This is a genomic window from Treponema bryantii NK4A124 (assembly GCF_000421345.1).
In the GTDB taxonomy this organism is placed as follows: Bacteria; Spirochaetota; Spirochaetia; order Treponematales; family Treponemataceae; genus Treponema_D; species Treponema_D bryantii_B.
On sequence record NZ_ATWV01000004.1, the window covers coordinates 19465 to 34755 of the forward strand.

15 protein-coding genes and 1 tRNA gene are annotated in these 15291 nt (G+C 43.6%); 6 read left to right on the top strand and 10 right to left on the bottom strand.

The window, feature by feature from the left end:
- Positions 1–45: 45 nt before the first annotated feature.
- Genes G626_RS0104725 through G626_RS0104735 form a run of 3 tightly spaced genes read right to left on the bottom strand, consistent with a single transcriptional unit; the run spans position 46 to position 2647 of the window.
- A complete protein-coding gene (locus G626_RS0104725) occupies positions 46–1275 on the bottom strand; it encodes a M20 family metallo-hydrolase (RefSeq protein WP_022931639.1) in 1230 nt (409 codons plus the stop codon).
- Positions 1275–2237 (bottom strand): UDP-glucose 4-epimerase GalE, encoded by a 963-nt coding sequence (galE, locus tag G626_RS0104730; RefSeq protein ID WP_022931640.1) that lies wholly within the window; start codon positions 2235–2237, stop codon positions 1275–1277. Before galE ends, G626_RS0104725 begins: the two co-directional genes overlap by 1 nt.
- 8 nt (positions 2238–2245) lie before the next feature.
- A complete protein-coding gene (locus G626_RS0104735; RefSeq protein WP_156003177.1) occupies positions 2246–2647 on the bottom strand; it encodes a hypothetical protein in 402 nt (133 codons plus the stop codon).
- A gap of 107 nt (positions 2648–2754) precedes the next feature.
- Between G626_RS0104735 and G626_RS0104740 the strand changes: the two genes are divergently transcribed.
- Entirely contained in the window at positions 2755–3174 is a 420-nt protein-coding gene (locus G626_RS0104740) for an outer membrane protein assembly factor BamD (protein ID WP_022931642.1), read from the top strand.
- Position 3175: 1 nt separating this feature from the next.
- On the opposite strand, the gene G626_RS0104745 is transcribed toward G626_RS0104740, so the two are convergent.
- Complete coding sequence (locus G626_RS0104745; RefSeq protein WP_022931643.1) at positions 3176–4489, bottom strand: vWA domain-containing protein; 1314 nt, start codon at positions 4487–4489, stop codon at positions 3176–3178.
- A 121-nt stretch (positions 4490–4610) separates the two neighbouring features.
- Between G626_RS0104745 and G626_RS0104750 the strand changes: the two genes are divergently transcribed.
- The 4 genes from G626_RS0104750 (at position 4611) to G626_RS0104765 (ending at position 8757) form a co-directional block, all read left to right on the top strand.
- Complete coding sequence (locus tag G626_RS0104750; protein WP_022931644.1) at positions 4611–5684, top strand: hypothetical protein; 1074 nt, start codon at positions 4611–4613, stop codon at positions 5682–5684.
- On the top strand, positions 5662–6279 hold the full coding sequence (locus tag G626_RS0104755; protein ID WP_022931645.1) for a helix-turn-helix domain-containing protein: 618 nt from the start codon (positions 5662–5664) through the stop codon (positions 6277–6279). The genes G626_RS0104750 and G626_RS0104755 overlap by 23 nt, the downstream gene beginning before the upstream one ends.
- 309 nt (positions 6280–6588) lie before the next feature.
- Positions 6589–7950 carry a citrate/2-methylcitrate synthase gene (locus tag G626_RS0104760; protein ID WP_027726984.1) on the top strand — a complete coding sequence of 454 codons (1362 nt, stop codon included), beginning with the start codon at positions 6589–6591 and terminating at the stop codon, positions 7948–7950.
- Between the two features lie 63 nt (positions 7951–8013).
- Positions 8014–8757 carry a pseudouridine synthase gene (locus tag G626_RS0104765; RefSeq protein WP_022931647.1) on the top strand — a complete coding sequence of 248 codons (744 nt, stop codon included), beginning with the start codon at positions 8014–8016 and terminating at the stop codon, positions 8755–8757.
- A 25-nt stretch (positions 8758–8782) separates the two neighbouring features.
- On the opposite strand, the gene G626_RS0104770 is transcribed toward G626_RS0104765, so the two are convergent.
- On the bottom strand, positions 8783–9310 hold the full coding sequence (locus G626_RS0104770; RefSeq protein WP_022931648.1) for a hypothetical protein: 528 nt from the start codon (positions 9308–9310) through the stop codon (positions 8783–8785).
- 161 nt (positions 9311–9471) lie between these two features.
- Between G626_RS0104770 and G626_RS0104775 the strand changes: the two genes are divergently transcribed.
- Entirely contained in the window at positions 9472–11148 is a 1677-nt protein-coding gene (locus G626_RS0104775) for a formate--tetrahydrofolate ligase (protein WP_022931649.1), read from the top strand.
- A 132-nt stretch (positions 11149–11280) separates the two neighbouring features.
- Here the strand turns inward: G626_RS0104775 and G626_RS0104780 are convergent, their stop codons facing one another.
- The 5 genes from G626_RS0104780 to G626_RS15435 all read right to left on the bottom strand — a co-directional run bounded on the left by G626_RS0104780 (position 11281) and on the right by G626_RS15435 (position 15291).
- Positions 11281–12591, bottom strand: coding sequence for a cyclic nucleotide-binding domain-containing protein (locus tag G626_RS0104780; RefSeq protein ID WP_022931650.1), 1311 nt, complete (start codon positions 12589–12591; stop codon positions 11281–11283).
- A gap of 23 nt (positions 12592–12614) precedes the next feature.
- A tRNA-Arg gene (locus tag G626_RS0104785) sits at positions 12615–12688 on the bottom strand.
- A 7-nt stretch (positions 12689–12695) separates the two neighbouring features.
- Positions 12696–13538 carry an MBL fold metallo-hydrolase gene (locus G626_RS0104790; RefSeq protein WP_022931651.1) on the bottom strand — a complete coding sequence of 281 codons (843 nt, stop codon included), beginning with the start codon at positions 13536–13538 and terminating at the stop codon, positions 12696–12698.
- A 9-nt stretch (positions 13539–13547) separates the two neighbouring features.
- Positions 13548–14222 (bottom strand): HAD family hydrolase, encoded by a 675-nt coding sequence (locus G626_RS0104795; protein ID WP_022931652.1) that lies wholly within the window; start codon positions 14220–14222, stop codon positions 13548–13550.
- Entirely contained in the window at positions 14209–15291 is a 1083-nt protein-coding gene (locus G626_RS15435; RefSeq protein ID WP_022931653.1) for a carbohydrate kinase (xylB), read from the bottom strand. The genes G626_RS0104795 and G626_RS15435 overlap by 14 nt, the downstream gene beginning before the upstream one ends.

Genomic DNA, 15291 nt, shown 5'->3' on the forward strand with positions numbered 1-15291 from the left:
CCGGTGGTTGAGTAGGCCGAAGGCCGTATCGAAACCACCATTAAATTAGTTCGCAAAGAATTCGATCAAAGTTTCAGCATCTTTAATAAGATTCTCTATTACGCAGTATTCATTCGGCTGATGGGCCTGGTCATCGAGCGTGCTCCATACAACAGCATCAATTCCTTCGCGTCGCAACTCAGCGCCAACGGTACCACCGCCGATTCCGATGAACTCGGCGTCAATGTTATGAACCTTTTTAATTGCAGCGGCCAGCTTCTGGGCAACAGGTGCAGTTACCGGAGTTGCAGGGCTTTCTGATTTCTGTGGAGTTGTATACTCAACCTTTACACCATATTCAGCTTCTACCTCGCGGCAGCACTTATCTACTTCTTTTAGAACATCATCCAGCTTGTAGCAAGGTAAAATGCGGCAGTCCATGCAGAAAGTATCTTCACCAGGAATGATGTTTATACTGTCTACGTTCTTTTCCCGCTTTGTCGGCTGGAAGGTTGAATAGTCAGGCTCAAAGAGTGAATCGTGTTTGTTGAAAACTTTTTCCAGACCGTTGAGTTTAAGAGAGAGAGCAGACGCTGCAAGGCAGGCATTGGCACCGCTGTCCGGGCGGCTTCCGTGAGTCTGCTTGCCCATTACGTGAACTCGCAGCCACAAAAGATTTTTTTCTGCAATTTCGATTGTGCGGCCTTCGCTGTCTCCCCCATCAGGAATCAAAACCAGATCACTCTTTCGGAACAGTGAAGTATTGTGAATGAGCCAGATTGCTCCATACTCACTGCCGTTTTCTTCATCAGCAACAAAAAGCAACTTTACTGTATGGGCCGGTACCAGGCCGTTTTTTATGTAATAAAGAGCCGCAAAGGCAGCAGAACAAAGGCCCTGCTGATTATCCTCTACACCGCGCCCGTAAAGGCGGCCGTCTTTTTCTACAACTTTCCATGGGTCTGTATTCCAGAGCTTTGGGTCGCCTACAGGAACTACATCCATGTGAGCCATTACCCAGATTCGCTGACTGTCATCTGTACCAGGAATTGTTACAACAAGACTTGGTCTTACCCCTGCACTTACACGGCTGTCCGGAGCTTCAAAGCGTTCTATTGTGCAGCCAAGGCTGCCACCTTCAAAGCCCTTATCACGAAGCCAGGCCTCAAGAGCAGCTGCCTTTTTCGATTCTCCATCTCCACCGCCCTCAGGAGCAATGGCAGGAATAGAAGTAAGAAGAGTTTCAAGAGCAACGATTTCACGCTCGTTAGTTTTCAAAAAATCGTGTGAATTCATTAGCGGTATACTTCCCAGGTAGTTTTTACGAGTGTGTCTACATCAGAATATTTTGGCTCCCAGCCGAGAAGTTCCTTTGCGCGCTTAGAAGTTGCATAAAGGCATGCAGGGTCACCAGGGCGGCGCTCTACATCTTCTGCAGGAATTGCCTTGCCGGTAATTCTGCGTGAAGCTTCAATAATTTCTTTAACAGTAGTTCCCTTTTCTGTTCCAAGGTTTACTGTAAGGCTCTTATCGTTCTTTGTAATATAATCCAGAGCCATTACGTGAGCGCGGGCAAGGTCTGTTACGTGTACATAATCGCGGATACAGGTTCCGTCGCGTGTATCATAATCAGTTCCAAAAACCTTCATTCCCTCTTTCATGCCGGCTGCAACTTCCATTACACGTGGCAAAAGGTTCTGAGGATTCTGCTCCAGTCCGCGGATTTCTCCCTCAGGATCATAACCGGCAGCATTGAAATAGCGGAGGGCTGCAAAGCGCATTCCTCTAAGCTGATCATACCAGGCCATAAAGCGCTCAATTTCAAGCTTTGTAAAGCCGTAGTAATTTTCCGGATTTTTTGGATGATCTTCATCAATTGGAAGATATTCAGGTGAACCGAACACAGCCGCAGATGAAGAGAAAATCATTTTCTTACAGCCGTATTTTACTGCTGCATTCATGATATTGATTGTACCTGTGATATTATTAATGCTGTATTTTTCGGGTTCTACCATAGACTCGCCGGCAGCCTTAAATGCAGCAAGGTGAACAAAAGCATCAAAACCGCGGGCAAAAGCCTGCTCCAGGTCGCGTTCAATTAAAATATTACCGTAGATAAAATCATTTTTTGGGAAAAGATTGCAGCGAAGTCCGCTCGAAAGATTATCGAATACAGTTACCTCGTGTCCGGCCTTCATCATTTCTTTTACAACGTGGCTTCCGATATATCCGGCACCACCAATTACTAAAACCTTCATAAAAACTCCTATTTGTAAAATACAGCGAGAGCGACATAATCTCCCGCGCCAATGCTAGCCCAGCATGTTTCATATAATATAAAATCAGAAGAAATTTCTTCCTGCTTGATTTTCAAAACCTTGTCAGCCTGGTCGCTGTTTACGCCATCTCCTCTTAGTATAACAATCTCGCTTTCAGAAAGTTTTACATCAGATTTTTTCACGGCATTAACATCATTTTTATATGCAGCCTCAAACCAGGCAGGCAGAGACTGTCCAAATCCTTTATATTTCCAGTCCTTAAAAAGTAACTTTTTATTGCTTTGTTTTTTTTCTATATTGATATCGCTTTCACCTGCTGATGTACTTACACAGGAAGCGAGCAAAACGATAAGAAGCAGAGGTAAAATCAGATAAAGTCTTTTTTTCATCTCTTCTATTTTATCAGATTCAGGGCGCAATGTTAAGTTATGCATCCTTTTACATTACTGCACAGGTCTTGAATCATAAACTGATTTTGAGGTAAACTTCTAACACTATGAAAAAAATTATTTCTCTTGCTGCACTTATTTCAATTGCATTTACATTTTTCTCTTGCCGAACTCTTAAAGAAATTCCAGAAGATAAAACTGCTGCCCAAATCATTCAGATGGGACAAAATTATGGTGGAGTTTCAGATTATAAATCAGCTGAATTCTGCTATAACACTGTAGTTGAACGCTATGGTTCTGATCCTTCTATTTATGTTGAAGCAAAATATGAACTTGGCCGTGTATATCTTGCACAGCACAAATATGAAAAAGCTTATAACATCTTTACAGAATTACTCGACCTTTACGACTCTTATGGTACTATGCTGCCAGGCTCATACAAAAAGCTCTGCAATATCAGCATAAGCCAGATTCCTGAATTAAGATTACAGGAAATTCAGGCTAAAAACGGTACTGTTTCTGAGTAATTTATTCAGCAGGCAGAAGAATCGAGTGAATCTTGATTTTTCTGCTTTCTGCAATTCCCAATACATAATCTTTTGAATACTTTCTGCTACCCCGGGGTGTCGGGTGCGGTTCTGCATCACCAATCAAAATGATTTCCTTTCGGGCAGTATTTCTCCAGGAATAAAACTCACAGGCTGCATACATGGCCTCGTAAACTGCTTCCGGAATATCGCCGCCCTCTTTTCCATAAATACGAACTGAGTTAAGATTTTTTGAAAAACTTGTAAAATTAGAAGTAAAAGGAAATACCTTTACCGGCAAATCCATATACTTAAAAGTATCACCATAGTCGCGATAGAAAAGAAGCCCTACCCGAGTTCCCGGCGTCTCGCCAAAGAGTTCGGCAAGCAACGGCTGCATATCAGTTTTAAGCTTATCAAGATCATTTTTCATACTGCCGGTTGCATCAATTGCAAAAACAAGATCAAGGTTATCTTTATCAGGAATATCCGCGAGAAGGCCGCGAATATCTTCTATGATTGTTTCCGGTCCCTTTGAATAGATGATATCATCAGACATTTCCTTAAACTTTTCGCTTGCAAGAGGGTTGTAGTCATCTGTAAGGACAGTTTCTGGTTCTTCAACAGGTTCCGGTTCTTCTATAGGCTCTGGTTCCGGAAGTGGAGCAGGTGCCGGCTTTGGTTCCGGCTTTGGAGCAGGCTTTTTTACCACCCGTTTTGTCACCTTAAGATCAAACATAAAAGGACTGTCCATATAGTCGCCGGTATAGTCTGCATAAGGCTTTTCAAAGGAACGGATATTTATAAAAGTGCCCTTACCAATCGTGATTTCCCCATGGCGCGACCACTCGTAGCCGTAAACAATTGTTTCTGGGATATAAATATGAAAAGCTTCTACTTCACCGCCAGCTTTTCCACCAAAAAGGCTTGTTTTTTCAGGTGTTGAATCAACCAGGCTGTATTTTGCACCCTCAGATTCAAGCTTTTTACCATCCAGAAAGCGTATTTCATCACCATTTATTTTATTATACTCTTTGGCTCGGTAGGCATAACTGTCGCTTTTACCTTCCGGGTCCTTTGTAGTCTCTGTAAGAAGAATTGAATTTACATTAGCAGTCTTTTTTACGTAAAGATGATAGCCCCCGTTTTTCTTATCAGCTACAAGGCGGACATCACTGGCCTTTATGCGCAGCTGCTGCTGTTTTGGAGTATACAAGGCTGTTTGTGAGCCTTCAGATTCACCTGAATTCTGGGCAAAAGTAATACCTTTCAGGGCCATCATAAAAATCATCAATACAAATATTTTTTTCTGCATAGGTAAATTATCGGCTAGACAAATAAAAAAATTGATTTATAATAGAAGAACTAAGGTTTAGTATTTATAAAAGCCTTTAGTATTAGTAAAAAAAGTCTCTGATTTCAAGCGACAAAACAAAATGAGTACTCAAGAATTTGAACAGGTAGATATAAATTCCTTTCTCGATCATACAGAAGACGTTAGCCCGGCTGACAATAACGGTGCATTTACCGACCGGCAGAATGAACTTATAAATCAGCTTCTGGATTATACTAAGGAAAACGATAAGGAACATTATCAGACCTTTATGAACCGAATTATGGACTTAAATTCCATTGATTCATCGGTTTCAAAATTTCCTTCTCTTCTGGAACGCTCGGAACTTGCAGGCGGCACCCGTACCCGCACTACCCTTATTGAATCTCTTATTAAGCACCAGGATGCGGGCGACAGAACCCTGCGACTTCCTTCAAAAGCAGTCCTTGGAAAAAGCCTTCTTATTGCTAAGGCCCACACTCTTTCTAATTTTGCAAAATATACAGGCCACCTTGGAAAAGATTTTGAAAAGCTTTCCAAAGCCTTTGACACAGAAACCATTCTTTCTATGTTCTCTCTGCTTGCTGAGGACGTATATCTGAACCTGATTTCTGATACTGAACAGCCTATGGAATTCCGTCGGGAATGGGCCCTTTCTTTGCTGCTTCTTTGGGAACACTGGAATGATGAAACAAGTGAAAATGTAGCGCCTATTCTTCAGTCTGTATGGACTGCACGACGCAAGCTTGCTCCTGCCTTTGGTACTATGATGGGTACAAGTGAGCTTCTGCTTATTTCCATGCAGATGGATGACCAGTGGATCAGCTTTATTAAACAAAAGATGGGAGACGACGGTGTTTCCCATGCCATGGAAGAGTTTTTGTTTGGTATTTCTACCGAGCAGATTCAGTCTCTGCGCCAGATACTTAAAACAAAAGGAATTCCAGCCATTGGGCGTGATGAAGTTTCAAAGTTCCTCGGAGAGCATGTTAAAGCCGATGCCGGTTTGGACTACCGCGACTTCTACTCAATGTATACAATCCGCCGCGATAACGCACGTTCGCGAGCCCGCCTTCATCTGGAAGGCCCAAAAAAGACACTGGAAGATTACTTTATCCAGTTTGTAACCGCAGAAAACAAGGAGAAACAAAATAATGACACCTTCGCAAAATCCTGAAAAAGAAGAAGACACTTCTTCAAAAAAAGTTCCTTACCACTTTGGAGAAAAGCTCCGTCAGGTTCGCGAGCACAGAGGCTACACTCTTAAGGTTGTTGCTCAGCGCGCAGGCGTAAGTGAAAGTCTTGTTTCTCAGATTGAAAGAAATCACGTCTCTCCTGCAATCGACACCCTGCTCGCTCTTGCAGATGTACTCGACATTAACCTTGAATATCTTTTTGAAGAATACCGTAAAAAGCGCCCGGTTCACATTATCCGTGCTGAATCCCGCGCCAGCGTAAAAGAAGACGAAGTTGTCTACGAAGAGCTGGCCCGCCCTGAATCCCCAACCGGCGAAGAATCTACCGAATCCTACATCATTAAGATTCCGGCAGGCTCCCACACCCACCACGGCTCCTTCGGCCACATAGGCCGCGAAATAGGCCTCGTGTTGAAGGGCCGCGCCAAGTTCACCTACGCCGGTCAGGAATACATCCTCGAAGAAGGCGACAGCGTTTCCTTCTCCTCAGGCTCCCCTCACGTCCTCGAAAACGACGGCGACACCACCATGGAAGCCGTGTGGTTCGTTACTCCGGCGGAAAGATTCGCGAAATAAGCAGGCTGTGCTTGCCACCCCCCCCCTCTCTTTTAGTATATAAAGAAATACATAATTCACGACTGTGAATATAAATACTATTGACCAAATTAATACAATTTGTGTCAGAAAGTCTGCGGAATAGAAAAAGGTCCCTAAAAACATCATCCCGTTTTTAGGGACCTTTTTCTATGGGAGCAGATTTTCTGACAAGATTTCTATAATTTTATATTGAATTTATTTTTTCTAGTCTGTATAATTATGTAATTTTATTGCATAATTATGCAAAAACCCGCGTAATTATATGCATTTCTTTATATTACGGAGGCAATGATGTCTAACAAATCTGAAGCAGCAATTCTTAAGAATCTGGAAAAACTGGCTGTCCACAATGACCCTATCGATCAGAAGCTCTACTCGCAATATGATGTAAAACGAGGCCTCCGTAATGCAAACGGAACTGGTGTACTTGTTGGCCTTACCCGCATTGGTGATGTAGTTGGTTACGAATTAAAGGATGGTCAGAAAATCGCAATTCCTGGCCGCCTTGTTTACCGAGGCTACAATGTAGAAGACCTCATTAAAGACGCAGAAAAAAACAAGCAGTTCGGTTACGAGCAGTGCGCTTACCTGCTTCTTTTCGGAGAGCTTCCTAATAAGGCAAAACTCGAAGCCTTCTCTAACTATCTTGGCGAGTGCCGTGTTCTTCCTGCAAACTTTACAGAAGACATGATTATGAAGGCTCCTTCAAATGATATCATGAATAAAATTGCCCGCGGTGTTCTTGCAAGTTATTCTTATGATGAAGATCCTGAGAACCGCAGCGTAAGCAATGTAATCAAGCAGTGTATTCAGCTGATTGCCCGCTTCTCTACACTCGCCGCTTACGGCTATCAGGCAAAGCGCCGCTACTACGACAACAAATCTCTTTTCATTCATAACCCGAAACCTGAGCTTTCTACCGCAGAAAACTTCCTCCGCCTTATCCGCTCAGACAAGCAGTACACACGCCTCGAGGCAGAAATCCTCGATCTGGCTTTGATTCTTCATGCTGAACACGGTGGTGGTAACAACTCTTCTCTTACAGTTCACGTTGTTTCTTCTGCAGATACAGATACCTACTCTGCAATGGCTGCAGCTGTTGGTTCTCTTAAGGGACGCCGCCATGGTGGTGCAAACATCAAGGTTATGGAAATGATGGATGACATCAAGGCCAACGTAAAGGACTGGACAAGCGAAAAAGAAGTCGGCAACTACCTGAGAAAGATTGCAACAAAAGAAGCCGGCGACCGCTCTGGTTTGATTTACGGTATGGGCCACGCAATTTATACAATCAGCGACCCTCGTGAAGTGCTGCTCAAAGCTAAGGCTAAAAAGCTTGCAAAAGAAAAGGGCTGTCTCGAAGAGTTTGCTCTTTATGATTTGATTGAAAAGCTTGCTCCGGCCATCATTCAGGATGTTCACCAGTCAGATAAAAAAATTTGTGCAAACGTTGATATGTACTCTGGTCTTGTTTATTCTATGCTCAACATTCCACGAGAACTCTTTACACCAATCTTTGCAATTTCCCGAATTGCCGGATGGTCTGCTCACCGCCTTGAGGAAATTGTCAGCGGCGGCCGTATTTATCGTCCTGCTTACAAGAACATCTCAAAAGAGCGCGAGTTTGTTCCGCTGATGGATAGAAAATAAACGTAAAGTACGGTGGTTGAGTGCTCGCGAAGCGAGCGTATCGAAACCACCGCAGAACTCACTATGGCAAAAGAACGCTTAGACAAATTACTTGCTCACGAAGGCTTTGGTTCCCGCAAAGACATCCGTAAACTTTTACGAAGCTGCGAAGTCCTCGTGAACGGCAAGCAGATTTACGACCCGGGCTTTGCCGTAGACGCAGAAAAAGACAACATCAGTGTAGACGGCGAAGAAGTAAACCTTCACAAAAACCTCTACCTGATGATGAATAAGCCCCAGCACTATGTCTGCTCCACAAAAGAAGGCGACCACGAAACTGTTTTCGACCTTCTGGACGACAGCCTGCGCACTCCCTACTTACAGGAAAAGCTTCACCTTGTCGGCCGCCTGGACATGGACACAGAAGGTCTTCTGCTTTTTACAACTGATGGAGAACTCACTCACCGTCTCATATCCCCAAAATCACATATCAGTAAAACTTACTTGTGTGGTCTTGAACATGCTGAGACAGCAGAGCATCAGGCAGAAATCACAAAGCAGTTTGAAGCCGGCATCGAAGTTGGCCCCGAAGACAACGAACAGGGCTTCACCGCCCAACCCGCCCAAATCACCTGGCTGAACGACACCACCGCCCAGCTCACAATTTACGAAGGCAAATACCATCAGGTAAAGAGAATGTTCGCGGCCGTGGGAAATAAGATTGTTTATTTGAAGAGAATTTCAATGGGGCAGTTAAAGCTCGACAAAGAACTTGAACTTGGAAAATATAAAGAGCTCACAGATAAAGACCTGGAGCTCATAGTATAAGCTGAATTAAAAATTTATAACTTTTTTAGAAAGTATAATTTACACCGGTCAATATATTAAAGCCCCAGAAATCGCAAATAATAAGTTCTGTTTTGAATATACCTTCCAGATGCTCAAGGAACTGATATTTTAATCCGCCACCAAGGGGCATTGTGAATTCAAAAGCTGTTCCCGAACTATATTTACCTTTCTCCTTGGCAGAAATAAAACCAAGTCCACCATATACGAATGCATTCATTTTTGGCAGCGCGCTGAAAGCTTTAAAATCATAAAAATACTTTGTTGACATTCCCCAATATGAAGTTTTTAATGAATAACCGCCATAATCATGTGTAGCTGGAAATGAAATATGCAATCCAAGTTCAAAGCCCATATTCTTCAATGGTAAAGGTCTTATTCCAAAAACAGGCTCCATTCCGAAGCTAGCAATATTTTCACCACCATATCCATAAGTATCCAGTCCAATAACTCCGCCTGCATACATAGGTGGTCTTTCCGCGAACGCAAAAGAGCCAATCAGCATTGCGAATACAATAATCAATATTTTTTTCATTTTTCTCACCTTTTAGACTTTAGTTATACTTAATATATTAATTTCTGCTAATAGAATAATCAAGTATTTATTATTCATGCATGTCAGCATATATCAGATACCTTGTTAAAACCCCACTAATCAGATAAAATATCTGTGAAAAAATCACAAGGACGTTTTTAATGACAGATATCGAAATCGCTCAGAAAAATAAGATGATTCCGGTGGCTGATGTTGCCGCTAAAATTGGAATCACTGCAGACAAGCTTGAAAACTACGGGCCTTATAAGGCAAAGATAACATTTGAAGAACTCCGTGCACTTCAGGAAAAGGCTGCCAGCAAGCCTGGTAAACTGATTCTTGTAACAGCTGTTACACCTACTCCAGCCGGAGAAGGTAAATCCACTGTAAGCATTGGTCTTGCAGACGGTCTCAACCGCATTGGAAAGAAAACTGTTGTTGCCCTGCGCGAGCCTAGCCTTGGACCTTGCTTTGGAGTAAAGGGAGGAGCCTGTGGCGGCGGATATGCTCAGATTGTTCCAATGGAAGATATCAATCTTCATTTTACAGGCGATATTCACGCAATCTCTATTGCAAACAACCTGATTGCAGCCCTTATTGATAACCACCTGCAGCAGGGAAATGAACTTGGAATTGACCCGCGCACAATCAGCTGGAAGCGCTGCGTAGACTTGAACGACCGAGCCCTCCGTAATATCACAATCGGACTTGGAGGACGCCTTCAGGGAGTGCCTCGCGAGGATCACTTCAGCATCGCAGTTGCAAGCGAAATTATGGCGATTGTCTGCCTTAGCCGCACAATCAGTGAGCTTAAAGAGCGCATTGACCGCATTGTAATCGGCCAGAATTATGCCCGCGAAAACGTAACCTTTGGTCAGCTCAAATGCACAGGCGCTATTGCGGCTCTCTTAAAAGATGTAATTAAACCAAACCTTGTACAGACTCTGGAAAAAAATCCGGCCTTTGTTCACGGCGGACCTTTTGCAAATATTGCTCACGGTTGCAACAGTGTAAACGCTACTTTGTGTGCACTTGCAACCGGCGACTATGTTGTAACAGAAGCGGGCTTTGCCGCAGACCTGGGAGCTGAAAAGTTCTTAGACATTAAGTGCCGCGCTGCAGGTCTCAAACCTAGTGCTGTAGTAATCGTAGCAACAATCCGCGCCCTTAAGATGCACGGTGGCGTTGCAAAGGCAGACCTTGCAAAACCGGACACAGCAGCCCTAGAAAAAGGCTTTGCTAACCTCAAGACCCATATCGAAAACGTTGCAAAGTTCGGACTCCCTGCCGTAGTTGCCGTTAATAAATTTATAACTGATACTGATGAAGAAATCGCTCTTCTCGAAAAACTCTGCCGCGACAACGGCTCAACAGCTGTTCTCTCTGAAGGCTGGGGAAAAGGCGGCGAAGGTGCCGCAGACCTCGCCCGCACTGTTGCAGAAATTGCAGACAGCGGAAAGGCAGACTATCATCCGCTTTACGAACTGGATCTTCCTCTCGCAGACAAAATCCGCACAATCGCAAAAGAGATTTACCGCGCCGCAGACGTTGAGTTTGACCCTGCCGCCCTCAAAAAGCTCAAGACCTTTGAGGACAATGGCTACGGAAAGCTCCCTGTTTGTATCGCAAAAACCCAGAACTCAATCAGCCACGATCCAAAGCTGATTGGCGCCCCAAGCGGCTATACCTTCCCGGTTCGCGACGTTCAATTGTATGCGGGAGCAGGCTTTGTAGTTGCCCTTGCCGGCGACATTATGACAATGCCAGGCCTTCCAAAGGCTCCTGCCGCTTTGGATATTGATGTTGATGATAATGGAGTAATTTCAGGATTGTTCTAATAATATGCGTCATGCTGAACTTGTTTCAGCATCTCTTTTAATATGGTTTCGATACGGCCTTCGGCCTACTCAACCACCGGCGATGTAACGGTGGTTGAGTGCTTCGCGAAGCGAAGTGTATCGAAACCACTTTTATTTTTGTGCCTTCAACTGAAGCAGCTCGCTTGTACACTTTATGATTCTCTTATTCTGGCGAACAAGGCGCTGTGCAAGAAGCTTAGAAAGGAAGAGACCATAGTGAGGATTTTTTCTGATAAGGTTTAAGAACTGTGTTTTTGGAATGCGGATGAGTTTTCCATCCTCGGCAGCCATGATTGTTGCAGAGCGGCGGTCGTTCAAAAGGAAGGCCATTTCACCAATGAACATATCCTTTGGAGACAGAACAGAAATCAGTTTGCGGTTTGCATAAACACCATAGCGGCCCGAAACAATAAAGTACAAATCGTTAGAAGGTTCGTTCTGGCGGCAGACAATATCAAACTTCTTGTATTCAACAGCTTTAAATGGAATCATGATTCCAGGAACTGTATTCGAAACGTTTACAATATTGTGAATATCAAAAGAAACTTCATTACCCTTATCATTATAGCGCAGGCCGGATACCAGAGATTTAGAAAGGGCAATTCCGCGGCCATGAGCCTCTTCTAGACCAGGTGCATCATCAGTCATGCGAGACTTCCAGTCAAAGCCCTCGCCGTCATCTTTAATGGTAAATGTAGATTTATCTTTTCCAATTGTGTAGTCAATGTGAATCTTGCGCTCTGAATATTCAGGCATACGCAGCTTCTTATCAATCAAATCAAGAATAATACCGCCATTATTCAGCCATTCAGATTTTTCGTCATAGGTAATTCCACAGTTACCGTGCTCAAGAGCATTTGTAAGCAGCTCCATTAAAGTAGACTGAAGGGCAAAACGCCCGTCATCATCAATACGGTTTGTACAGTAAAGATAGTTTACAAGGAAGGCAGTATAAAGCCGGATATCCATAGGATTGTTATCGCAGACAAACTGGCCGATTTCCTCAGAACCCATGCGGTCCTGCATACCACGGTTAAAAAGGAACTGCTGATTGCGGATAAGACTGCGCAAAAGGCCATCCAGATTCTGCTTAAAAGTATAGAGAGTCTGAACAATCAGAATGTTAGGATCCTTAAGATCTTCAATTTTCTGAGCCGCAGAAGGACTTTCTGCAATGGCAATAATTCCACCGTTATGGAGCCATGGGTCTGAACGGATTGCTTCGAGAATCGCATGACAATCAATATCTGTAGAAGTAAAATCCAGAATCTTAATTTCAGGGAGTTCATAATCAACAAAACTGAGAGCTTCATCTGTTTCAGGACAAAAAATAGGTTCAAGATAATTTGAATAACTCAAAGAAGCATTCTTTACAACACTAAGAACTTCCTGATTAGAAGAAGCCACCAGCAACTTTTTCATATAAATCTCCGTATATTTAAATTTGACTCTGATGCGACTCGAACGCACTACCTGTTGCTTAGGAGGCAACCGCTCTATCCAGATGAGCTACAGAGCCTAATAAATTATTCAAAATCGTAGTACACCCAGTGCTTTGCGAGACCGCCAAAACCGTCAACAAGTGCGTCAATGGTATTTACCGCCTCTGAATAATGACAGAGATAAGTCTTAGCTTTTATTTCTGCAGGCAGAGTAACGAGTTCATCATAAGCCGCGTGAACGCCACGGGAATAGCCCATAACATCACAGTCGTGGAAAATTACTTCTATCTTCGGATAATTATCCAGCAGGAACTTAAGCTGCGGTCTGTTAAACTGAGTGTCGGCTGTAAATAATATCCTATCATCAATAATCAGTCCATAGGAAAGCTGCGAATGTTTTAAAGAATCTTTTCTTGTAGTTACATGACGGGTTCTAAAAAGCTTGATATTAATTCCTTCAATATCAGCTTCATACATCTCAAAAGGTTTTTTCTGAATCTTAACCGGCTTAATCTGATTAAAATAATCATCAAAAGTCATTTTACCTTCTTCGCTGTACTGAATACCTCCACGAAGAGATTCATTCCACAAAGCTTTTTTAAATACATCAGTAATAACTATATTCAGTTTACGCTTATTGATATATTTTCCTGCAAGTGCCAGCTCTTCAACACCACCAATATGATCTGCATGAGGATGAGTCAAAAGCAGATTTTTTATATCGTTGATTTTTCCCCCGTAAACATTTTCAAAGGCATAAGAGCACAAGGTTCCACAATCAACTAAAAGATGGTGCTTACCTTTTATGATAAGCAGATTTGTCTGAAACGCAGTTTTAGTAAAAGCGTTGCCAGTACCAATAAAAAAGAGAGAAAGATGGCCGTCAGTGGTCAATTCAATGTTAGAAATGAATGGACGCGTTTTCATTGTCTTCTATTATAACACACTTTTATGAATTTGGTATACTTCTTCTACACCACTTACCAAAATACCACCCATGCCCATTTCCAGGGGTAATTTGATGTCCATATCGTAGCGGTCGCCCACGGCAAGGCAGTTTTCGGCGGAAATCCCCTCCAGCCCCCTTTCGCAGGCTGATTTTGACAGGCGTTCAACCGCAGTCTCAAAAGGCTCCAGAGCGGGCTTAGACTTAAAGCAGGTATCAAGGCCGACAATTTCGGGGAAAAAATCCGAAACGCCAATAGCCTCAAGAGTTTTTCGCGCCGGCAATACCGGATTATTCGTAACACAAATCAGCTGATATTTTTCCTGCAGAATCCCGAGCTCCGCAATAAGAGTTTCATCCCGGCCAAGAAAATCAGCAGGCTCAAGAAGTTCCCGCCGCCACTGCACGCTTTGTTCAATCGGAACTCCAAAGGCAAGCAGGGTATTTCCAAGGCTCACTTTACTGCCCTCGTGCTCTGCCGCAAACTTCTTACGGTAATCTGCAACCATGCGGCGGGCCTCATCAGCAGAAATCCCCCGCTCCTTAGCAAACTGGCGTACCTGACAATCCACCTGCTCAAAGGCATAAGCCTGATTTGTATACAAGGTTGAGTCTATATCAAAAATGAAGGCACGAAGGTCGGAAGGAATTTTATAGATTTTCATAAGCTCTCATCCTTACAATTTTTTCTGCCGCAGCAGGCAAAGATTCATAAGTTCCAAGCCCAGACCAGCCGGCACAGGCATCGCCTAAAAGTTCACTGTGAACAAAATGGTTATCTACCGGGCGAAGAATTTTCATTCCAAGCCTCTGCTCTTTTTCGCGTAAAAGTAATTCATCATTTGTCTGGCCGCCGGTAACTGCCATTTCAGAAGGAAAAGAAAGCCCTGCCGAGCCAGCCGCAGCCTTAAGAGCATTTACGCCCTTCTCTACCGCCGCCAGGCGCTCATTTTCAGAAAGCTCGCCGCTATCCGGAATAAGATAAGATACATTCCATAGTCCAGGCACAACAGAAGGCAGGGTACGCAAGCCCTGGCCGGTAACAGGACGGTCTGTACAAAGGTTCAAACCTTCCGAGCTTCCGCAACGGTCGCAAAGCCGCCCGCTCACAAGAGTACCGGTTCCAATCAAGGCCACGACAAAATCAGGACCACCCGCAAAAACAGGACAGTTTTCATAAAGGCCACACATAGCCCCAGTTTTTACAAAAGCAGGAAAAAGCTTTTTATTGATTTTGCAGGCCGCAAGCATTTCATCATTCCAGTAGGCTTTTTCAAAACGCTCTTCCGGAAGAATTGTTACAGCCTTTCCGGTAAGTACGTAAATCAGATACTCAGGACCCGAAAAAAGAAGCTTTGTTTTTTTCCAGACCTGGGGAAATTGATTTTTAATGGAAAGAATTTTCGGAATAAAAAGAGAAGTTCGGGCCGCCTCAGGAATATCAGCAGCCACAGCTGAAGTATCTTCATTCCATCTGAAGGTAAGGCCACAATCAGTTACCACAGTAGGCCCGTTACCGGAAATACAGATGCCACTGATCTGCACATCTTCCAGGCCGCGGGTAACCTCTTCTTTTGCCTGTAAAAAAGCATTATACCAGGAGCAGGCAACAAAGCGGTCGTGAGGTTCTTCAAATGGAACAGCGCAAAAAGAAACGACCTCGCCCACCGCCGTAATCAAACCGGCTTTAAGCGAAGTCGTCCCAATGTCCACGCATAAAATTGCGTCAACCAT